This is a genomic window from Telluria sp. PB2R4 (genome assembly GCF_059685695.1).
In genome coordinates this window covers 201,837-222,239 of the sequence record NZ_JCASIC010000007.1, presented here as the reverse complement: position 1 = coordinate 222,239, position 20,403 = coordinate 201,837, and the positions used below count along the sequence as shown (strand labels likewise).

At 63.8% G+C, this 20,403-nt stretch carries 15 protein-coding genes; 5 read left to right on the top strand and 10 right to left on the bottom strand.

Going from position 1 to position 20,403, the window contains the following annotated elements:
- Positions 1–15 precede the first annotated feature (15 nt).
- The gene (locus tag AC56LU_RS13925) at positions 16–759 is read left to right on the top strand and encodes an SDR family oxidoreductase (protein ID WP_497176198.1); all 744 of its coding nucleotides are present in this window, start codon (positions 16–18) and stop codon (positions 757–759) included.
- Between the two features lie 32 nt (positions 760–791).
- Here the strand turns inward: AC56LU_RS13925 and AC56LU_RS13920 are convergent, their stop codons facing one another.
- The 4 genes from AC56LU_RS13920 to AC56LU_RS13905 all read right to left on the bottom strand — a co-directional run bounded on the left by AC56LU_RS13920 (position 792) and on the right by AC56LU_RS13905 (position 3,962).
- Positions 792–2,081, bottom strand: coding sequence for a type II toxin-antitoxin system HipA family toxin (locus AC56LU_RS13920; protein ID WP_497176197.1), 1,290 nt, complete (start codon positions 2,079–2,081; stop codon positions 792–794).
- Between the two features lie 2 nt (positions 2,082–2,083).
- Positions 2,084–2,329, bottom strand: a complete 246-nt coding sequence (locus AC56LU_RS13915; RefSeq protein WP_497176196.1) for a helix-turn-helix domain-containing protein — start codon at positions 2,327–2,329, stop codon at positions 2,084–2,086.
- Positions 2,330–2,522: 193 nt separating this feature from the next.
- Complete coding sequence (gene ssb, locus AC56LU_RS13910; protein WP_497176195.1) at positions 2,523–3,020, bottom strand: single-stranded DNA-binding protein; 498 nt, start codon at positions 3,018–3,020, stop codon at positions 2,523–2,525.
- 216 nt (positions 3,021–3,236) lie between these two features.
- Positions 3,237–3,962, bottom strand: coding sequence for an LbetaH domain-containing protein (locus AC56LU_RS13905; RefSeq protein WP_497176194.1), 726 nt, complete (start codon positions 3,960–3,962; stop codon positions 3,237–3,239).
- Between the two features lie 316 nt (positions 3,963–4,278).
- On the opposite strand from AC56LU_RS13905, the gene uvrA reads away from it, so the two are divergent.
- The gene (gene uvrA, locus AC56LU_RS13900; RefSeq protein WP_497176193.1) at positions 4,279–7,128 is read left to right on the top strand and encodes an excinuclease ABC subunit UvrA; all 2,850 of its coding nucleotides are present in this window, start codon (positions 4,279–4,281) and stop codon (positions 7,126–7,128) included.
- Between the two features lie 270 nt (positions 7,129–7,398).
- Here uvrA and AC56LU_RS13895 read toward each other — a convergent pair whose 3' ends face one another.
- Positions 7,399–9,261, bottom strand: coding sequence for a phosphoenolpyruvate carboxykinase (GTP) (locus AC56LU_RS13895; protein ID WP_497176192.1), 1,863 nt, complete (start codon positions 9,259–9,261; stop codon positions 7,399–7,401).
- Positions 9,262–9,606: 345 nt separating this feature from the next.
- Between AC56LU_RS13895 and AC56LU_RS13890 the strand changes: the two genes are divergently transcribed.
- Complete coding sequence (locus AC56LU_RS13890) at positions 9,607–10,599, top strand: D-2-hydroxyacid dehydrogenase family protein (RefSeq protein ID WP_497176191.1); 993 nt, start codon at positions 9,607–9,609, stop codon at positions 10,597–10,599.
- Here the strand turns inward: AC56LU_RS13890 and AC56LU_RS13885 are convergent.
- Positions 10,596–11,360: an L-asparaginase gene (locus AC56LU_RS13885; RefSeq protein WP_497176190.1), complete on the bottom strand. Its 765-nt coding sequence runs from the start codon at positions 11,358–11,360 to the stop codon at positions 10,596–10,598. The genes AC56LU_RS13890 and AC56LU_RS13885 overlap by 4 nt on opposite strands.
- A 136-nt stretch (positions 11,361–11,496) precedes the next feature.
- Between AC56LU_RS13885 and AC56LU_RS13880 the strand changes: the two genes are divergently transcribed.
- Positions 11,497–11,982, top strand: a complete 486-nt coding sequence (locus tag AC56LU_RS13880; protein WP_497176189.1) for an asparaginase domain-containing protein — start codon at positions 11,497–11,499, stop codon at positions 11,980–11,982.
- Between the two features lie 81 nt (positions 11,983–12,063).
- Positions 12,064–13,677: a catalase gene (locus AC56LU_RS13875; protein WP_497176188.1), complete on the top strand. Its 1,614-nt coding sequence runs from the start codon at positions 12,064–12,066 to the stop codon at positions 13,675–13,677.
- Positions 13,678–13,778: 101 nt separating this feature from the next.
- On the opposite strand, the gene AC56LU_RS13870 is transcribed toward AC56LU_RS13875, so the two are convergent.
- The 4 genes from AC56LU_RS13870 to AC56LU_RS13855 all read right to left on the bottom strand — a co-directional run bounded on the left by AC56LU_RS13870 (position 13,779) and on the right by AC56LU_RS13855 (position 20,374).
- Positions 13,779–14,675 (bottom strand): recombination-associated protein RdgC, encoded by an 897-nt coding sequence (locus AC56LU_RS13870; RefSeq protein WP_497176187.1) that lies wholly within the window; start codon positions 14,673–14,675, stop codon positions 13,779–13,781.
- A gap of 88 nt (positions 14,676–14,763) precedes the next feature.
- Positions 14,764–15,876 carry a DNA polymerase IV gene (gene dinB, locus AC56LU_RS13865; protein WP_497176186.1) on the bottom strand — a complete coding sequence of 371 codons (1,113 nt, stop codon included), beginning with the start codon at positions 15,874–15,876 and terminating at the stop codon, positions 14,764–14,766.
- 137 nt (positions 15,877–16,013) lie between these two features.
- A complete protein-coding gene (locus AC56LU_RS13860) occupies positions 16,014–17,804 on the bottom strand; it encodes a S8 family serine peptidase (RefSeq protein ID WP_497176185.1) in 1,791 nt (596 codons plus the stop codon).
- Positions 17,805–18,169: 365 nt separating this feature from the next.
- Complete coding sequence (locus tag AC56LU_RS13855; protein WP_497176184.1) at positions 18,170–20,374, bottom strand: TonB-dependent receptor; 2,205 nt, start codon at positions 20,372–20,374, stop codon at positions 18,170–18,172.
- Positions 20,375–20,403: the final 29 nt, after the last annotated feature.

Genomic DNA, 20,403 nt, shown 5'->3' with positions numbered 1-20,403 from the left:
ACGAAAGGAACCATCATGAACACCAGGCTCGAAGGAAAAGTAGCATTCATCAGCGGCGGTTCGCGCGGCATCGGCGCGGCGATCGCACAGCGGCTCGCCAGCGAGGGCGCGCAAGTCGTGATCGGTTACGCGGCGTCCAGCGCGGCTGCGCTCGCCCTGGCCGACAGTATCAAGGACAGCGGCGGCAAGGCCATCGCGGTGCAGGCCGATGCCGCCGATCCGGCCGCACTCACCAGGGCAATCGATGGCGCTGCGGAACGCTTCGGCCGTCTCGACATCCTGGTCAACAATGCCGGCGTCCTGCTGCTGGGGCCGGTAGACGAATTCTCGCTCGAGGATCTCGACCGCACCCTGGCAGTCAACGTGCGCGCCGTCTTCGTTGCGGCGAAAGCGGCGGCAGCGCACATGGTCGATGGCGGCCGGATCATCAACATCAGCAGCACCAATGCCTTGCGCATGCCCTTCACCGGCGGCGCCGCCTACGCGATGAGCAAGTCGGCCCTGACCGGGCTGGCCAAGGGCCTGGCTCGCGACCTGGGGCCGCGCAACATCACGGTCAACAACGTCCAGCCCGGTCCTGTCGACACCGACATGAATCCGGCCGAGGGCGAGTTCGCCAGCTTCCTGCACGGCCTGATGGCGGTGCCGCGCCACGGCCACGTCGACGAGATCGCCGGCATGGTGGCCTACCTGGCCAGCCCGGAAGCGGCCTTCGTGACCGGGGCGGACCTGCTGATCGACGGCGGCTTCGCGGCCTGAGGCGTAAGAAGTGGAGCGGGCTTCTTCAAGACTTACTCGTTAAGGAGCCGTTGCCGCATCCTGCGCGTAATGGATAGCACTTTGTCGGTGATTCTTTGCGCGAGGACCCGCTCGCCGGGCGCCAGCAAAGGCATTACCTCGGCCGCAGCGGCCGGCACTGCGGTGTCGACCCCCCTGGCCATGTCCCGTGCCAGCTTGTCGAGATACCTGGGGCCCACTCCCAACTGTGCGGCCAGCGCGGCCAGGTGCTCGCGCCCCAGCTTCCCGGGATCGGTCTCGCCCGCGATCGAGAACGCGAATTGCGATCCGAGTCCGGTATAGGCGCGCGTGCACATCAGGTCGTAGAACGGTGCGAGCCGCATCCCGCGTTCTGCAGCGATCATCGACAGGTTCTTGGCGTGCGAATCGTTATTCCCCGTGTACAGGTTGAAGAACAGCCAGCGCAGCAGGTGACGCTGGTCGACACCGGGCTGGGTCGACGTTTTCAGGAGCGCATAGCATTCGTCAAAACCGGGGCCGCCATCATGCTCGTACTTGACGTCCGAAGGCTTGCCCAGCAACTGGCAAAAGTCGGCCTGCCAGAGGCGCTGCAGTGTGCCGTCCTCAAGGCGCCGGCGGTCGTAGCGTTCGACCAGGCAGGCGCGGGTCGCGGGCTGGTAGGACACCGCTGCCGTGGGCAGGCCGCAGCCTTGCGCGGCAAGCATCATGATGGTTTCATTGGCCGCCGACGCGAAGACACTGATGTCGTTCCTGACGATGTCGGGCTTAAGGATGTGCGTCGACGGCGAACTGCCCATCGGACGGTAAGGAAGGCCATTGGCATCGATGACCAGCAGGAGCTTGTGCTGCGCCCCCGAGATCGACATGCGAGGCTTCGGCAAACCTGCCGCGGCCTTTTCGATCGCCTCGCGTTCGGCCGGGTTCGCGTCGCGATGCACCAGGGCATTTACCTGCGCCCAGGTCAGCGACTGGTAGACGGGGCGGCCGGGCTCTTCGCCCTCGGGCAGCAGAACGACGGATCCCGCGCTTTCCCCGCCGACACGCGCCAGCAGGCCGAATACGGTCGAGACCTGTTCCCGCATGCTGATGAGCTTACGCTGGTCCCCTTCCGGAAGCAGGTTCTCGAAAAATGCCGTGACGAAGGGTGAGTCGATCGGTTCGGCACCCAATGGCAAGGCCGGATGCAAGGGCTGTGCGCCCGGCCTGTCCAGCCAGCCCCGGCTGTAACGGAAGCTCAGGGGTTCGGAGGGGTAAAGCGTGCCCATCAGTCCGTCCGGAGCGAATACCGACAAGGCAGCAGGCAAGGGCATGCGTTTCGCCATGGTCACCCCCTGCGCACGACGAGTTCGAGGCCGAGCAAGCCGAGTATGTCGATGACCTTCTGCATCTGGACGGTTTCCTTGCCGTGCTCGAGGTCGATGATGAAGCGGTTGCCGAACCCGGCCAGTCCGGTAACGTCTTCCTGCGTCATGTCCTGGCTCTTCCGTACTTCACGGATGAGCTTGCCTAGTTCATGCACGGAACGGACGGTCTTTTCACTCCATTCCTCCGGTAGAACAGGCTTTTCCATCAGGGGCTCCTTTGTGCACGATCGGTAAGATTCTATGCCAAATGCGCGGGGCCACGCTAAAAAATGAGTGCTCGGTAAGATTTGATCTATATAGGTCGGATTTCTGGTTCCATATTACCGATCGGTAAGAACAAACACGGCGAAAAAAAACCCCCTTCAGCAGCAAGGGGGTTGATGTTCAGAACCTTCAGGCTTAGAACGGGATGTCGTCATCCATATCCGAGAAGTTCGGCGCCGGTTTCGGTTGCGGACGGGCTGCCGGCGCCGGCGGGGCCTGACGCGGGGCCGGGCGCTGTTGCGGCTCGTAGCCGCCGCCGTCATCCATGCCACCACCCATGTTGTCGCCGCCCATGCCGGCACGGCCGCCCAGCATCTGCATATTCTCGGCGATGATGTCGGTCGCGTAACGCTCGATGCCGTCCTTGTCGGTGTACTTGCGGGTCTGCAGGCGGCCTTCGACGTAGACCGAGGAACCCTTTTTCAGGTACTGGCCGACGATCTCGGCCAGGCGGCCGAAGAACGAGATGCGGTGCCATTCGGTCAGCTCTTTCTGCTCGCCGGTCTGGCGGTCTTTCGACTTGTACGAGGTGGCCACCGCGATGTTCGCGATTGCGTCGCCGCTCGGCATGTAGCGGATTTCCGGGTCGCGGCCGAGGTTGCCGACGATGATGACCTTGTTAACTGATGCCATGTTGATACTCCAATGGATTTTGTAGAGCCCTGACTCTGCGTGCTTCTAAGCGTCAGGGAACGGGTGGTGCAACTGACTATTATGGGGCCGATGAGCAGGAAAACCAAAGCGCTTTTTTCGCGCGCCGGCGGCATGTATGCTGAGACCCCGGGCACCCTTGGCCGGTGCCTGCCAGCGCGGTGATCCGGGTCAAAAAACCACTTCTAACGGTCGTGCTCAGCTCTGCTTGCCGTGCTGCGCTTCGTAGGCTTCGCGGCTGGCCTTGAGCCCGGCAATGATGGCAAGCGCTTGGTCGTCGTCGGCGGTCATGTCTTGCAGGAACATTGCATTGTTGTCGCGGATCCAGCTCAGCGGCATGTCCCACCAGGCCAGGTCGACCAGGGCCGCGCGCACCGCTTCCGAAAAACGGAACCGGATCAGCTTGGCCGGCGAGCCGGCATAGATGCCATAAGGCTCGGAACGGAAGTTCGGCGGCAGCAGCGAGCGGGCGCCGATGATGCAGCCGTTCTCGATGATCCCGCCGCCCAGCATCATGACTTCGTCGCCGATCCACACATCGTTCTTGACCACCGAATCGCCGTATTGCGGCGGCGGCGGGTGGCGCAGGCCCATGCCAGCGAGTCCGAACATATAGGTGGAGATGGTCTTCATCTCGTGCTGGCCGTTGAGCAGGAAGCGCAGGCGCAGGCCGCCGGCGACGAAGCGCCCGATGGCCAGGCCCTGCTGCCCCGCATCGTACTTCGCCAGCGAGCCGACGCCGAGGCTGGAGCAGCGGCCGATATAGAAATGGCCCTGCTGCGCTTCCTGGTCGAGCCAGTCGCGGAAAAACTGGTGCGGAATCATGCTGGTTCCGCCGCTGGCGTAGCCCATCACCGTGAATTGCCCGGCCCAGGGGTGATTTTCCTGGACGCCGTTGAAATCGTCTTCGGTCGTGATCTGCATGCTTGCCTTTCAAGTGGCAATACTGTCTCACAATACAATATTGCTTATAACCAACACTGTACTACGAAGGACCCGGTGAATCGCAAAAAAACTGCGGTTTGTTGACGGGCGAACTATTGAACTAAGGCCCAGACACATCAGATACCTCTACTCAGTCCTGGCGCCCGCGTATCCATACGGCACAAAAGTGCTGGATGCATGTACAGCATTTCGAAAAACCGGCTACACTAATGGGTTCTCTCCGATTGGCCCGCTCACCGCGACGCATGTGCGCCGGCCCTCCGCAAAACTAATTGAAAGCCTTTAAAAAAACTTAATGGAAGAAATTCGTATCCGCGGTGCGCGCACGCACAACCTGAAGAACATCAACCTCGACCTTCCGCGTAACAAGCTGATCGTCATCACCGGCCTGTCGGGTTCCGGCAAATCTTCGCTCGCCTTCGACACTTTGTATGCCGAGGGCCAGCGCCGCTACGTCGAGTCGCTGTCGGCCTATGCGCGCCAGTTCCTGCAGCTGATGGAAAAGCCGGACGTCGACCTGATCGAAGGCCTGTCGCCGGCGATCTCGATCGAGCAGAAAGCCACCTCGCACAACCCGCGCTCCACGGTCGGCACCGTCACCGAGATCCACGACTACCTGCGCCTGCTGTACGCACGCGTCGGCACGCCCTACTGCCCGCAACACCCGCACGAGCCGCTGGCGGCCCAGACCGTGTCGCAGATGGTCGATGCCGTCCTCAGCATGCCGGAAGGCACCAAGCTGATGATCCTGGCGCCCGTCGTGGCCAACCGCAAGGGCGAGCACGGCGACCTGTTCCAGGCCATGCAAGCCCAGGGTTTCGTGCGCTTCCGCGTCGCCAGCGGCGTCAATGCCGCGAAGATCCATGAAATCGACGAGCTGCCCAAGCTCAAGAAGACCGAGAAGCACACGATCGACGTCGTCATCGACCGCGTCAAGGTGAACCCGGAAATCAAGCAGCGCCTGGCCGAGAGCTTCGAGACCGCGCTGCGCCTGGCCGACGGCCGCGCCGTCGCCTACGAGATGGACACCGAAAAGGAAACGGTGTTCTCGAACAAGTTCGCGTGCAACGTCTGCGGCTACTCGCTGCAGGAGCTCGAGCCGCGCCTGTTCTCGTTCAACAACCCGATGGGCGCCTGCCAGGAGTGCGACGGCCTGGGCCATATCGAGTTCTTCGATCCGAAGCGCATCGTCGCCTTCCCGCACCTGTCGCTGGCCTCCGGCGCCGTGAAGGGCTGGGACCGCCGTAACCAGTTCTATTACCAGATGCTGCAGAGCCTGGCGGCCCATTACGACTTCGACCTCGACAAGCCATTCGACACCTTGCCGAAGCCGGCCCAGGAAGCGGTGCTGCACGGTTCGGGCAAGACCGCGATTCCATTCAGCTACGTCAACGAGCGTGGCCGCACCGTGATCCGCGAGCACACCTTCGAGGGCGTGGTCAACAACCTGCAGCGCCGCTACCGCGAGACCGACTCGATGGCGGTCAAGGAAGAGCTGGCCAAGTTCATCAACGAGAAGAAGTGCCCGTCCTGCGACGGCGCGCGCCTGCGCACCGAAGCGCGCTTCGTCAAGATCGGCCAGGGCGCCCAGCAGCGCGCCATTTATGAGGTGTCCGACAAGCCGCTGCGCGACACCCTCGCCTTCTTCGAGACGCTGGAACTCACCGGCGCCAAGCGCGACATCGCCGAGCGCGTCATCAAGGAAATCACGGCGCGCCTGAAGTTCCTGAACAACGTCGGCCTCGATTACCTGTCGCTCGACCGCAGTGCGGACACGCTCTCCGGTGGCGAAGCCCAGCGCATCCGCCTGGCCTCGCAGATCGGTTCGGGCCTGACCGGCGTGATGTACGTGCTCGACGAGCCGTCGATCGGCCTGCACCAGCGCGACAATGACCGCCTGATCGCGACGCTCAAGCATTTGCGCGACATCGGCAACTCCGTGCTGGTGGTCGAGCACGACGAAGACGCGATCCGCACCGCCGACTACATTGTCGACATGGGACCGGGCGCGGGCGTGCATGGCGGCCAGATCATTGCCGAAGGCACGCTCGAGCAGATCATGCAGAACGAGCACTCGGTGACTGCGCAGTACCTGGACGGCCGACGCAAGATCGCCGTACCGAAAAAGCGCACCAAGGCCGATCCGGCGCGCCAGCTGGTGATCACCGGGGCGCGGGGCAATAACCTCAAGAACGTGTCGCTCACGCTGCCGGTCGGCTTGATGACCTGTATCGCCGGTGTCTCCGGTTCGGGTAAATCGACCCTGATCAACGACACCCTGTACCCGGCCCTGTCGCGCCACCTGTACGGTTCGCAGACCGAGCCTGCAGAGCACGATTCGATCCACGGCCTGGAACACTTCGACAAGGTGATCTCGGTCGACCAGGCGCCGATCGGCCGCACGCCGCGCTCCAACCCGGCAACCTACACCGGCCTGTTCACGCCGATCCGCGACCTGTTCGCCACCGTCCCGACCGCGAAGGAACGCGGTTACTCGGCGGGGCGCTTCTCGTTCAACGTGAAGGGCGGCCGCTGCGAGGCCTGCCAGGGCGACGGCGTGATCAAGGTCGAGATGCACTTCCTGCCGGACGTGTACGTGCCTTGCGACGTCTGCCACGGCAAGCGCTACAACCGCGAAACGCTCGAGGTGCACTACAAGGGCAAGAACATCACCGAAGTGCTGGACATGACGGTGGAAGATGCGCACGAGTTCTTCAAGCCGGTGCCGGTCATCGCGCGCAAGCTGCAGACCCTGCTGGACGTGGGCCTGGGCTACATCAAGCTGGGCCAGAGCGCGACCACGCTGTCGGGTGGCGAGGCCCAGCGCGTGAAGCTGTCGCTGGAACTATCCAAGCGCGATACCGGGCGTACCCTGTACATCCTCGATGAACCTACCACCGGCCTGCACTTCGCCGACATCGACCTGCTGCTGAAGGTGATCCACCGTCTGCGCGACCAGGGCAATACGCTGGCGATCATCGAGCACAACCTCGATGTGATCAAGACGGCGGACTGGGTCGTCGACCTCGGGCCGGAAGGCGGCGCGGGCGGCGGCCAGATCGTCGCCAGCGGCACGCCGGAGGAGGTGGCGAAGAACAAGGCGAGCGTGACAGGCAAGTACCTGAAACCCCTGCTCAAGCAGTAATCCGGGAAGAGGCTTCGGCCTCTTCTTTTTTTTGCAGGATAGCTGAGACTTGCCGTAGGGTGGGCGGCTCCGCCGACTGAGGCAAGATACCGCAGTGCGGGCGCCGCCACGCGTTCAAGCAGCCTCCGAACAGCCATCTCGTCTGCGCGACAGGATTTGAACGCGTGGGCGGCGTGGACGGTCCGGGTGATTCAGCTCGTCGGGTGGCCCACCCTGCAAAAACAAAGACAGGCCATGGCCTGTCCTTGTTTGTTGCCTCAACTGGACGGCTTACGCAGCCAGTTGCTTCTCCAGCCTGGCCTTGGTATCCACCAGCTCCTGCGGCAGGTGGTAGGCCAGCTTCTCGAACAGCTCGCTGTGCAGCGTCAGCTCTTCACGCCAGGCGTCCTTGTCGATCGAGGTGATCTGGGTGAACTGCTGCTCGGTGAAGTCCACGCCATCCCAGTTCAGGTCGGCGTAGTTCGGCGAGGTGCCGAACAGGTGCTGCTGGCCGGCGGCGGCAGTGCCTTCGGAACGGTCAAGGACCCACTTCAGCACGCGCATGTTGTCGCCGTAGCCTGGCCACACGAAGCTGCCCTGGTCGTCGGTGCGGAACCAGTTGACGCAGAAGATCTTCGGTGCGGTGCCGGCGGCTTCGACTTTCTTGCCGAGGTTCAACCAGTGCTGGAAGTAGTCGCTCATGTTGTAGCCGATGAACGGCAGCATCGCGAACGGATCGCGGCGCACGATGCCCATCTGGCCGGCGGCGGCGGCGGTGGTTTCCGAGCCCATGGTGGCGGCCATGTACACGCCTTCGACCCAGTTGTTGGCTTCGGTCACCAGCGGCACGGTGGTCGAGCGGCGGCCGCCGAAGATGAAGGCCGAGATCGGCACGCCGGCCGGGTCGTCCCAGGCGGCGTCGATCACCGGGTTCTGGGTGGCGGCGACGGTGAAGCGCGCGTTCGGGTGGGCGGCCTTGGTGCCGGAGGCCGGGGTCCAGTCCTTGCCCTGCCAGTCGATCAGGTGAGCCGGGGCTTCCTTGGTCATGCCTTCCCACCACACGTCGCCGTCGTCGGTCAGCGCCACGTTGGTGAAGATGACGTTCTCGCGCAGCGAGGCCATGCAGTTCGGATTGGTCTTGTCGTTGGTGCCCGGAGCCACGCCGAAATAGCCGGCTTCCGGGTTGATGGCGTACAGCTTGCCGTCCTGGCCCGGCTTGATCCAGGCGATGTCGTCGCCGATGGTGGTGACCTTCCAGCCGTCGAACGCCTTCGGCGGGATCAGCATGGCGAAGTTGGTCTTGCCGCAGGCCGAAGGGAAGGCCGCCGCAACGTATTTCTTGTCGCCCTTGGGCGATTCGACGCCCAGGATCAGCATGTGTTCGGCCAGCCAGCCGGTGCCGCCCTGCTGCGCTTCCTGGTAGCCCATGTTCGAGGCGATGCGCAGCGCGAAGCACTTCTTGCCCAGCAGCGCGTTGCCGCCGTAGCCCGAGCCGAAGGACCAGATCTCGCGGGTGTCCGGATAGTGGACGATGTACTTGGTGGCGTTGCACGGCCACGGCACGTCCTTCTGGCCGGCGGCCAGCGGCATGCCGACGGTGTGCACGCAGGGGACGAATTCACCGTCGGTGCCGAGCACGTCGAACACGGCCTTGCCCATGCGCGTCATGATGCGCATATTGACGGCGACATAAGGCGAATCGGACAGTTCGACGCCGATGTGGGCGATCGGCGAGCCCAGCGGGCCCATCGAGAACGGCACCACGTACAGCGTGCGGCCGGCCATGCAGCCGTCGAACAGGCCGTGCAGGGTCCGGCGCATCTCGGCCGGGTCCATCCAGTTGTTGGTCGGGCCGGCCTGCTCTTTCGTGCTGGAACAGATGTAGGTACGGTCTTCGACGCGGGCGACGTCCGACGGGTCGGACCAGGCCAGATAGGAATTCGGACGCTTTGCCGGGTTCAGCTTCTTCATCGTGCCGGCTTCGACCATCTGCGCGCACAGGCGGTCGTACTCTTCTTCGGAGCCGTCGCACCAGTAGATGCTGTCGGGCTTCGTCAGGGCGGCGATGTCTGCCACCCAATTGATGAGCTGCTGGTGCTTGACGTGAGCGGGAACGTTGAGAGCGGCGACGCCGTTCATCACGGGCTGGTTCATAGATACCTCCAATGCCAATTAAGAATGCTGTCTGTCCCGGGCAGGAACGTCCGCCTGGCCGTGCCTTAGAATGGCTGTCCGCTCCATCGGAGCGCGGCGAGGTGTTACAAGACGGGCGGTCGTACCGGCGGCCTCTGAAGGAAGGCCGGGAACGGTGCTGCTGGGTCGATACGAACGTGTCAGACCCTCAAGAATTGGCCGATTGTACACCCGGAAAACCCGGATTCGTGCTCAGCTACTACAAAAAAGTAGCAGGAAATTCCCGAGTAATGTAGTAGGCTATTCAAGCTCTTTTTGGAAGCTGTTATTTCGCTACGCGATGAACGTTGAATGAGAGAAACTCTTATGCGTATAGCTGTTTTGGACGATTACCAGGATGCCGTGCGCGGCTTGCAGTGCTTCCGCCTGCTCGACGGCCACGAGGTCAAGGTATTCACCCATTCCGCGCGCGGGATGGGGCAACTTGCGGCGCGGCTGGCGCCTTACGATGCGCTGGTGCTGATCCGTGAGCGTAGCGCCTTCCCTGCCGCGCTCCTGGGGCGGCTGCCGAACCTGAAGCTGATCTCGCAGACGGGCAAGGTCAGCGGCCATATCGATGTGGCGGCGGCCACCGGACACGGCATCGCGATCGCCGAGGGTATCGGCTCGCCGGTGGCGCCTGCGGAACTCACCTGGGCGCTGATCATGGCGGCCAGCCGCAAGATCGTGCCGTATGCAAGCAACCTGAAGGAAGGCTTGTGGCAAACGGCCTCGACCAACCCGGTCCTCAACGGCCTGGGACGTTCGCTGCGCGGCCGTACGCTGGCGATCTGGGGCTACGGCAAGATCGGGCGCCTGGTGGCGGGGTACGCGCGGGCCTTCGGGATGCGCGTGCTGGTCTGGGGAAGCGAAGGCAGCCGGCAGGCGGCACACGGCGACGGCGTCGAGGTGGCGGCCTCGCGCGAGGCGCTGTTCGCGCAGGCGGACGTCCTGAGCCTGCACCTGCGGCTGAGCGATGCGACGCGCGGCATCATCAAGGCCGACGATTTCGCACGCATGAAGCCGGATGCCCTGTTCGTCAACACGAGCCGGGCCGAACTGGTCGAGGATGGCGCACTGGAACAGGCGCTGCGCGCCGGGCGGCCGGGGCATGCCGCGCTGGACGTGTTCACCAGCGAGCCGCTGCGGCCGGATTCACCGCTGCTGCGCATCCCGACCGTGCTGGCAACGCCGCACCTCGGGTATGTCGAGCAGGACAGCTACGAGATTTATTTCCAGACGGCGTTCGAGAACGTCGTGCGGTTTGCAGCGGGGCAGCCGGATAACATCCTGAATCCCGAAGCACTGGGCAAGCGCTAGCTTTCCTGCTTCAGCGCGGGCAGGCCGGTGAAATCGGGTTGACGCACCGGCATCACATGCGTGCCGGTCCACAGCCCCGCCCAGCCCGGCGGCCAGCCGATCGCCGGCCCGGCGTAAGGCTGCAGGCCCGCGCGCACCGGCACCACCGGCACCGGCGGCGCTTCGATCAGTCCCCCGCCTGCCGGACGTTCCATGTTCAGGCTGTACATGTAGCCTGGCAACAGCAGCTCGCACACCTGGGCGAACCAGGCCGTGTGGTCTTCGTCGCGCCCCAGCGCCTGCGCCAGGCCCTGCGGGTCAAACTTCGCCAGCGCGTGGATCAGCTCGTCCGTCGTCGCGCCCGGCGTGTCGCCCCAGCCCATCACCGGATTATTGTTGTAGTCGGCGCCCGAGCCGTACCAGCCTTCGCGCCAGGTACGCTGCATCCAGTTGCGCGGGCCGGTGAACAGGTGCCAGCGCCAGTGCAGGCCGGAGGGCTTCGGCCACGAGTACAGGTAGAGCTTCTGGTAGCCCGCCTGGTGCAGGGCGCGCACCATCTCCATCAGGCGCGCGTGCGGCATGCGGTCGGGCGGCGCGCGGCGGAACAGGATCGGTTCGCCATCCGCGTGCTGCACTTCGTCGCTCGACAGGTTCAGGTCGAGCGTGCGCTGCTCGCTGCCGAAGCGGGCCGAGATCCACCCGGTCAGCAGGTTGACGTGGGTGATCACGCCATAGCCTCGATGGCGGTGGAAGATGACAGTGCCCGGTGCGACGGCTTTCATGGGAAAGGAGTGAAGAAGAGAAGGAAAGGATTAGTCTACTCATCCGATCCAGGTGATTCTAGCGCAGTCACACTCGGATACATACCCGTTTACGGCTATCATTAGCCACCTTTTTTCTGCACGTGGACAAACCAACATGACTTTGCGAATCATCGCCACCGGCGGCACTTTCGATAAACACTACAACGAACTGAACGGCGTACTCGGCTTTGCCGAAAGCCATTTGCCGGCGGTAATCGCGCGCTCGCGCATGACCATTCCCGTCGAGTTGGAGGTGCTGCCGCTGCTCGACTCGCTCGACATGCAGGACGCCGACCGCCAGCGCGTGCTGGCAGCGTGCCAGGCGGCCAGCGAGAAGGCCATCGTCATCATCCACGGCACCGACACCATGCGCGACACCGCGGCCGTGCTCGGCGCGGCGACGCCCGGCCAGACCATCGTGCTGACCGGCGCCATGATCCCCTACGAGATCGCCAACTCGGACGCGCTGTTCAACCTCGGCTTCGCCTGCGGCGTGGCGCAGACTTTGCCGTCCGGCGTGTACGTGGCCATGAACGGCCAGGTGTTCCCATGGGATAACGTCACCAAGAACCGCGCCGCCGGCGTGTTCCAGCAACTGTAATTCTTCCCGGCACGCGCGCGCTGCCCGGGCGCGCGCCTTCCTATACTGCTCCCTCGACCGCATCCGTACGAGGAGAGAGCAATGAACGAGCAGCGTCCCATTCTAACCACGCGCCAGGGCCACCCGGTCCGCGACAACCAGTCGCTGCGCTCGGTGGGCGAGCGTGGTCCGGCCACGCTCGAGAATTACCAGTTCATCGAAAAGATCACCCATTTCGACCGCGAGCGCATTCCCGAGCGGGTGGTGCATGCGCGCGGCACCGGCGCCCACGGCTTCTTCGAACCTTACGGCACGATCGGGGGCGAGCCGGCCAGCAAGTACACCCGCGCCCGCGTGCTCAACGAGCTCGGTGTGCAGACCCCGATCTTCGTGCGCTTTTCCACCGTGATCGGCGGCAAGGAGTCGCCGGAGACGGCGCGCGACCCGCGCGGCTTCGCCATCAAGTTCAAGACCGTCGACGGCAACTGGGACCTGGTGGGCAACAACCTGAAGGTGTTCTTCATCCGCGACGCGATCAAGTTCCCGGACATGATCCACGCCTTCAAGCCCGACCCGGTGACCAACCAGCAGGAGCCATGGCGCTTCTACGACTTCATCTGCAGCCATCCGGAAGCGCTGCACATGGTCACCTGGGTCAAGAGTCCGTGGGGCATCCCGGCCAGCTACCGCGAGATGGAAGGCTCGGGCGTGAATACCTATAAACTGGTCAACGACCAGGGCGTGGCCCATCTGGTGAAATTCCATTTCCAACCAAAGCAGGGCGTGCGCAACCTCACCGCGCAACAGGCCGCCGAGATCCAGGCCACTGATACCAGCCATGCCACGCGCGACCTGTACGAGGCGATCGAGCGCGGCGACTGTCCGGAATGGGAGTTCTGCGTGCAGCTCATGAGCGACGGCGAACATCCGGAACTCGACTTCGACCCGCTGGACGATACCAAGCGCTGGCCGGAAGACCGGTTCCCGCTGCTGCCGGTCGGCCGCATCGTGCTGAACAAGAACCCGGACAACGTGTTCGCGGAAACCGAGCAGTCGGCCTTCGGCACCGGCGTGCTGGTGGACGGCATCGACTTTTCCGACGACAAGATGCTGCAGGGCCGCACCCTGTCCTATTCCGACACCCAGCGCTACCGCGTGGGCCCGAACTACCTGCAGCTGCCGATCAACCAGCCGCAGGAAGGCGCCGCGTCACGCACCAACCAGCGCGACGGCCAGATGACCTATTACGTGGACGGCCGCGGCGAGGACAAGCACATCAACTACGAGCCGAGCCTGATGGGCGGCTACGACGAAGCGCCCAAGCCCGAGAAGGAATACAGGCAGCACGTCGAAGGCCACCTGGGGCGCTACCAGACCAGCCGCACGATGGACGACTACGCCCAGGCCGGCGCGCGCTACCGTACGTTCGAGGACTGGGAGCGCGACGACCTGGTGAACAACGTGGGGGGCGACCTGAAGAAGTGCCCGGCGCCGATCCAGCTGCGCATGGTGTGGCACCTGTGGCATTGCGACGAGGACTACGGCCGCCGCGTGGCGGAGGTGGCGGGGATCGACCTGGAGCAGGCCAAGGCCTTGCCGCCGCTGCCGGGCAAGCCGGCGCCGCACCGGAACCGCACGGGCGCGACGTATTCGAATGGCCAGCCGGAACAGGGGGACGAGCCGTCGACCAGCGAGGAGATGGTGGGGGCGCAGTGAGTTTGCGCGGCGGTGCACGCACGGTTTGAACGCGTGGGCGGGAAACCCGCCCACGCGGTGACAGTTGACGCGTGCACGACCGCGCACGCGCTGACTACCGATTACGCCTTGGCTTCCCCGCCCAGCGCTTCCACGATGTCGGCCATCAGCTTGGCCATCTCACCTGTCATCAGGACGATGTCGTTATCGAAACGCTCATCGTCGCTGTAGGTGACCGCTTCGCCTTCCTTGATCACGTCCAGCGGCTTGACGCCCTTGATCGCCAGCGACTCGGTCAGCACGAAGCTGATTCGGTCGTTCCAGGTCATGGCCAGGCGGGTGCACTGCTTGCCGGCGGCGATGTGGCGGCGGATGTCGTCCGGTTCCAGGGTGTGCTTCACGTAGCGCACGGCGGCGCGGCTCTCGCCGGTGGCGCGCAGTTCGGTATCCTGGTCGATCGTGAAGCCGTAGGGCGCTTCGTCCGCCTCCAGCCAGCCGGTCATCACGGCCACCGGCGAACGCTGCACGCGCAGCGATTCGAGCGGCATGCGGTCGACCGCCTTGAGCAGCAGCTTGATCACGTCGTCCGCCTTCGACGGGCTGGCGGCGTCGACCACCAGCCAGCCGTTGACCGGATCGATCCAGACCCAGACGTTGCTGCGGATCGAGAAGGCGCGCGGCAGCAGTTCGTCGGCCACGCGCTCCTTCAGTTCCTTCATTGCCTTTTTACCTGGCGGGAAGCCCTGCTGCTCTTCCATCTCGGCGGCCTTGGCCTTGGCGACCTGGTTGATCACCGAGCTCGGCAGCAGCTTCTTTTCGGTGCCCAGCATCATCAGCATCTGCTTGTTGACGACGTGAACCAGCTTGCCATTGCCACGTGGCGAATCCCAGCCCTGGCGCAGCAGCTCATTGCTGCTCGCGGGCGAGAAGGCCTGCGACTGCAGTGCTTCTTCCATCTGTTCCGGGTTGAATGCCCAGGGAGCGGGCAGGCGATAAATCTGGAGATTCTTGAACCACATACGCTGTTATCCGGTTGTTTCCAAAATTCTGGGGAACGACATTCTACGCTGCCGGAAGGAAATTTCAGCAGCCGAAGGACGCAAAAAATTAATCTGTTGCCGGGTCGCTAACAGCCTCGACGATTGCAGGCGGCATGGCGTCATCGAACAGGCGCAGTTGCTCGACCGTCTCGGTGTCGCCCAGGCGCACGCCCACGCCCAGCAGGCGCACCGGTCGGCTATGACGGGCCCAGCCGGTTTCCATCAGCCGTGCATAGGTCGGGATATGTGGTGCATAGCCAACACACTCGACCGTGGTCTGCTGGAAGTCCGAAAACTTGATTTTTACGAACAGCTTGTTGATGAATTTCTCAGCGCCGTTGCGCTTGATGCGGCCCAGCAGGTGCTCGACCAGGTCCGGCAGCAGCTTCAGGCAGGCGTCCAGGTTCGGCACATCGGGCGTGTAGGTTTCTTCGGTGCTGATCGACTTGCGCTCGCGCGAGGTATTCACTTCGCGCTCGTCGATGCCACGGCAGAGCTTGTGCAGGCGGTAGCCGAAGCTGCCGAAGTGCTCGGTCAGCCGTTCGATGCTCCAGCTCCGCATGTCGCCGCAGGTCTGCAGGCCGAGCCGGCTCATCTTCTCGGCCGTCACCTTGCCCACGCCATACAGCTTCTTGACCGGCAGCGCGGCAACGAAGGCATCGACCTCGTCCGGGCGTACCAGGAACAGCCCGTCCGGCTTGTTCCAGTCGCTGGCGATCTTGGCCACGAACTTGTTCGGCGCCACCCCGGCCGAGGCGGTGATGCCGACGGTGTCGAAAATGCGCTGGCGGATCTCCTGCGCGATCAGGGTGGCGCTGCCCTTGCAGTGCGGTGAATCGCTGACGTCGAGGTAGGCTTCGTCGAGCGAGAGCGGCTCGACCAGCGCGGTGTAGTCGCGGTAGATGTCCATGATCTGGGTCGATGCGATGCGGTACTTTTCCATCGCCGGCGGAATCACCAGCAAGCCCGGGCACAGCTTCATGGCCTGGGCGGTGGCCATGGCCGAGCGGATGCCGAAACGGCGCGCCTCGTAGTTGCAGGTGGCGACCACGCCGCGCTGGTCGGGACGGCCGCCGACCGCGAGCGGACGCCCGCGCAGCGAGGGGTCGTCGCGCATCTCGACCGATGCATAGAAACAGTCGCAGTCGCAGTGGATGATTTTACGGAGCGGAGAGTTCACGTGGACGGCGGAGCCGACTACTGTAATTGCATACAGTATCCGTTTTTTCTTGCAGGACGTCAAAAAAAGAAACGCGCGGCATGCCGCGCGTTCCCGGATGAAGGCGGCGCAGGGGAGCGCGCCGCTTCGTCCTGAGCTTACCAGCTGAGCTTCAGGCTGTAAGTGCCGCTGGTCGAACCGGTGCCGCCGCTGTAGTACACGACGCGCACATAGCGGGCCAGCGTGCCGGTGCCGGTGTTGGTCGTGCTGTAGCTGTCGACCGCGCCGGTGCCGTTCTCGCTCTTGCCCAGGAGCGTGCCCGCGCTGTTGTACACGAACAGGTCGTAGTCCGAGGTGCCGTTCGGCGTCAGGGTCGAGCTCAAGGTCTTGCCGGCAGGTAGGTCGACACGGAAGTAGTCGGTGTCGCTCGAGCTGCCCATGTTGCCGGTCACGGTCGTACCGGTGGTCGACACCAGGTCGGCGGTGCCGGTGGTGTTGTTCGACTCGCTTTCGGCGATGGTCGGGCCTGGAGGCGGGGTGACGCCGCCGATCGCCGCATTGACCGCCGCGGTCGCGTCCACGATACCTGTGCCGCAACCCGAGCAGGTCGCCGGGAAGGCGCGCGCGGTCGACTTCAGCGTGCTTTCGATCTGGTCCGGCGTCAGGGTCGACTTGGCCGCGAGCATCAGCGCAGCCACGCCGGCCACGTGCGGGGTCGCCATCGAGGTGCCCTGGTAGCCGGCATAGTTGTCCGAACCCGGCGAGGAGGTGCCCGAGTTCAGGGTCGAGATCACGCTGTAGCTGCCGTCGCCGCCAGGCGCGGCCACGTCGACCAGGGTGCCGTAGTTCGAGTACGAAGCACGGCCGCCGGTCTTGCCGGTTGCCGCCACCGCGACCACGCCCGAGCAGTTCGCCGGATTGGCGTTGCTGACGTTCATGTTGTCGTTACCAGCCGCCACCACCACGACCGCGCCGCGCGAACGGGCGCCGTTGATGGCGCTCTGGGTGGTCGTGCCGCAGGCGCCGCCGCCGCCCAGCGACATGTTCAACACCTTGGCAGGGTTGGCATTGGCCGGGACGCCGCTCACGGTACCGCCCGAGGACCAGGTGATCGCGTCGGCGATGTCCGAGGTGTAGCCGCCGCACTTGCCGAGCACGCGCACCGGCACGATCTTGGCGTTGTACGCCACGCCGGCCACGCCCAGGCTGTTGTTGGTCTTGGCGGCGATGGTGCCGGCCACGTGGGTACCGTGCCAGCTCGAGCCCGAGGCCGGCGAACCGGCGCCGCATTCGCCTGCAGCCACCCAGTCGCCCGGATCGCTGGCGTCGCTGTCGCGGCCGTTGCCGTCGTTGCCGATGGTGGCGGTGCTGATGAAGTCATAGCCGGCCAGGTTCTGGCCGCTCATGTCGGCGTGCGGGCGGTAGCCGGTATCGATTACGGCCACGACCACGCCGGTGCCGGTCGACTTGTCCCAGGCGGTCGGCAGGCGCAGGCCGCCGGTCGCGTCGGTGTAATGCCACTGCTGGGCGTAGTAAGGGTCGTTCGCCGTCGCCATGTGGGTCATGATGCGGTCAGGCTCGGCGTATTCGATTTCCGGGTCGCGCGCCATCATTTCGGCAGCCAGCTTTTCGACTTCCTGCACGTGCTTGCGTCCATTGAGCTTGAACACGCGAGCGCCGGTCGAGATAGCATGGCTCTCGGCGACGGTCATGCCGAATTCCTGGCCTGCCCGGTCCAGCTTGGCCTTGCGATCCGCCTTCAAGGCAGCCTTGGCAGCCTTGGCAGCGCCCTTGCTGTCCGGCACAGCGTCCTTGTACTTCACAATGATACGGTCAGTCTCCATCACGAATTTCTGCTCGGCCGCACCGGCCGCTGCCGCCACAAGCGCGAGCGAGATTGCAGCGCACATCTTCAACATTGCAGGATGAATCGAATGCGATTGCTTCATGTTTCTTCCTTATTGTGTGTTTTCCGTCAAGCGAAATGACCCTCGCCTGTGTCATTGATTTCCGGTCATTGCCGGTGCCATCTGAACGTGGCGAAAACAGCGTAATACGAAAGGAAGAGTTTTTGCGTGACAATTGGAGACAATTTCGGCGTATTAACAACACCGGATGGAACCGATGCTGCAGAAACATGTTTTCTTCGGCAAAACGTTAAAAAAGGCAAATAACGTATGCCACAATTGTGTTAACATATCTCAAAGCTCTTTATATTTAAATAATATAAAGAACCCTGTATTGTTGAGTCTCACGACAAAGAAAAAGGCCGCGCATTGCGCGGCCTTGCCTGATCAATTCGGGTTGTTCAGGATCAGAAATTACCCTTGAATTGCACGCCCCACTGACGCGGCTCGTTGGCGAAACCGGTCAGGTTGTTGAAGTCGATGGCGCCGGTGATGCGGCGCTGGTCGAGCACGTTGCGGCCGAAAGCGGCCACCTCATACTTCCCGCCACCGAAGATGTAACCCAGGCGCACGCCGCCTTCCGTCAGCGGTGCACCGACGAACTCGGTCGCCTCGTACAGGAAGAAGTTGATCTTGCTGCGGTAGGACCAGTCGGTGAAGAAGTACAGCTCGCCGTCCGCGAGCGGCACGCCGTAGCGGGCAGTGGCATTGACGGTCCAGCGCGGCGCCTGCGGCAGCGAATTGCCGTCGATGACAACGCGGCCGGCGGCGTTGAGCGGGTCCGTCACGGTGCATTGCGCACACTTGTTGACGGACAGGCTGGCGTCGCGGATCTGGGTGTAGTTGTAGCTGGCGCCGGCGCTCACGCGCAGGGCCGAGCTGAGCGCCGCTTCGAAGTCGAATTCGGCGCCCTTGCCCTTGGTGCGGTCGGCGTTGATCAGGCGGTTGACATTCGAGTTGCCTCCCACCACGGTCAGCTGCTGGTCCTTGACGGTGTAGTCGTACACCGAGAACGAGGTGCGTGCACGGCGCTCGAACAAATCGGCCTTTACGCCCAGTTCGTAGGAGGTGATGGTTTCCGAATTGGCGACGGTGATCGGCACCGCGGCCGAGGCGGCTGCGATACTCGGGGCGCGGAAGCCGGTGGCGACGCGGCCGTACACGTTCACGGTCGGGCTCAGCTTGTAGGTCGCCGACAGGTCCCAGTTGAACTTGTCCTGGCTGGCCTCCACCGAGCGCGGGCCGGTCTGCACCACGTTCTCGTTCACCACGGTGCGGAATTCCTTCTCGTCCTTGGTGTAGCGCAAGCCGCCACGGACGGTCCAGTCCGGATTGATGCTGTAGTTCACCGAGCCGAACGCGGCCCAGGCTTCGTTCTTCTGGTTGCTGACCAGGCGCGAAGTGCGCGCGCCCGCGTCGTTGAAGTTGTCGCTGCCGCCGGTGGCGTCTTCATCGAAGAAGTACAGGCCCGCCTGCCAGTTCAGCGGGCCGGCGTTCTGCGATTCGACGCGGAATTCCTGGGTGTACTGGTCGAGGTCGCTGATGTAGCCGCCGGTCTGCACCTGGAACGGGATGAAGCCCGGTCCGGTCGGGGTACCGCCATCGATGTCGCCGCGGCTGAAGTAGTCGGCGACGTGTTCGTAGCCGGTGATCGAGAACAGGCGCACGCTGCCCAGGTCCCAGCTCATGCGCAGGCTGGCGCCATTGGTGTTCAGGTGCTGGAAATTGTCGGCATTGGTGACGATCTTGTCCAGGTCGTAGCCCGGCACGATCTTGTTGCTGCCCTTCTGGATCAGGTTGGCGCGGAACAGGCGGGCGCTGCCGTTGGTGCGACGCTGGTGCACGTTGGCCAGGGCGCTGAAGCCCTGGCCTGGGCTGTAGAGCACCTGGACGCGCTCGGCGTGCTCGCTGTAGCCGTCCAGCTCGCCACGCTTCTGGCTCATCGCCACGTCGGCGAAGTTGTCGATGTAGTCATCGCGGTGCTGGCCGGTGGCCGACACGCGCATCGCCCATTTATCCGACAGCGGAATGTTGACGGCGCCGTCGACGTTCATCGTGTAGTGGGTGGCAGCCGATGCGTTGTAGTAGCCCTCGACCTTGCCCAGCTTAGGCTTCTCGGATTCGAACTTGACCACGCCGGCCGGCGTATTGCGGCCGAACAGCGTGCCCTGTGGGCCGCGCAGCACTTCGACACTGGCCAGGTCGAAGATCGGGAAGCCTTTCAGGATCGGGTTTTCCTGCACCACGTCGTCGTAGACCAGCGACACCGGCTGCGAAGCGAAGGTGTTGAAATCGGTATTGCCGTAACCGCGGATGTAGAAACGCGGGAAGGTACGGCCATTCGAGGATTCGACGTTCAGGCTCGGTACCTTGCCGGCCAGCAGGCGGATGTCTTCGCCGCCCGAGATCAGCACGTCGAGCTTTTCGCCCTTGAGCGCGGTGACGGACACCGGTACTTCGCGGATGTTTTCAGTGCGGCGCTGCGCGGTCACGGTGACGGTCTGCAGTTCCGGCGCGTCGTTGGCGGAGGTGGTCTGGGCCTGCACGGGCATGGCGGCGGCAAGCGCCAGCGCGCCGAGCACGCGCTTGTGCATCTTGGACATCTTCATCATGGAATTTTTCCTGGTGATTGATAAAAGAA

Bases quoted from the DNA above. Each gene is read 5' to 3' on its own strand.
- AC56LU_RS13925 (WP_497176198.1), top strand. From the start codon at position 16: ATGAACACCAGGCTCGAAGGAAAAGTAGCATTCATCAGCGGCGGTTCG.
- AC56LU_RS13920 (WP_497176197.1), bottom strand. From the start codon at position 2,081: ATGGCGAAACGCATGCCCTTGCCTGCTGCCTTGTCGGTATTCGCTCCG.
- AC56LU_RS13915 (WP_497176196.1), bottom strand. From the start codon at position 2,329: ATGGAAAAGCCTGTTCTACCGGAGGAATGGAGTGAAAAGACCGTCCGT.
- ssb (WP_497176195.1), bottom strand. From the start codon at position 3,020: ATGGCATCAGTTAACAAGGTCATCATCGTCGGCAACCTCGGCCGCGAC.
- AC56LU_RS13905 (WP_497176194.1), bottom strand. From the start codon at position 3,962: ATGCAGATCACGACCGAAGACGATTTCAACGGCGTCCAGGAAAATCAC.
- uvrA (WP_497176193.1), top strand. From the start codon at position 4,279: ATGGAAGAAATTCGTATCCGCGGTGCGCGCACGCACAACCTGAAGAAC.
- AC56LU_RS13895 (WP_497176192.1), bottom strand. From the start codon at position 9,261: ATGAACCAGCCCGTGATGAACGGCGTCGCCGCTCTCAACGTTCCCGCT.
- AC56LU_RS13890 (WP_497176191.1), top strand. From the start codon at position 9,607: ATGCGTATAGCTGTTTTGGACGATTACCAGGATGCCGTGCGCGGCTTG.
- AC56LU_RS13885 (WP_497176190.1), bottom strand. From the start codon at position 11,360: ATGAAAGCCGTCGCACCGGGCACTGTCATCTTCCACCGCCATCGAGGC.
- AC56LU_RS13880 (WP_497176189.1), top strand. From the start codon at position 11,497: ATGACTTTGCGAATCATCGCCACCGGCGGCACTTTCGATAAACACTAC.
- AC56LU_RS13875 (WP_497176188.1), top strand. From the start codon at position 12,064: ATGAACGAGCAGCGTCCCATTCTAACCACGCGCCAGGGCCACCCGGTC.
- AC56LU_RS13870 (WP_497176187.1), bottom strand. From the start codon at position 14,675: ATGTGGTTCAAGAATCTCCAGATTTATCGCCTGCCCGCTCCCTGGGCA.
- AC56LU_RS13860 (WP_497176185.1), bottom strand. From the start codon at position 17,804: ATGAAGCAATCGCATTCGATTCATCCTGCAATGTTGAAGATGTGCGCT.
- AC56LU_RS13855 (WP_497176184.1), bottom strand. From the start codon at position 20,374: ATGATGAAGATGTCCAAGATGCACAAGCGCGTGCTCGGCGCGCTGGCG.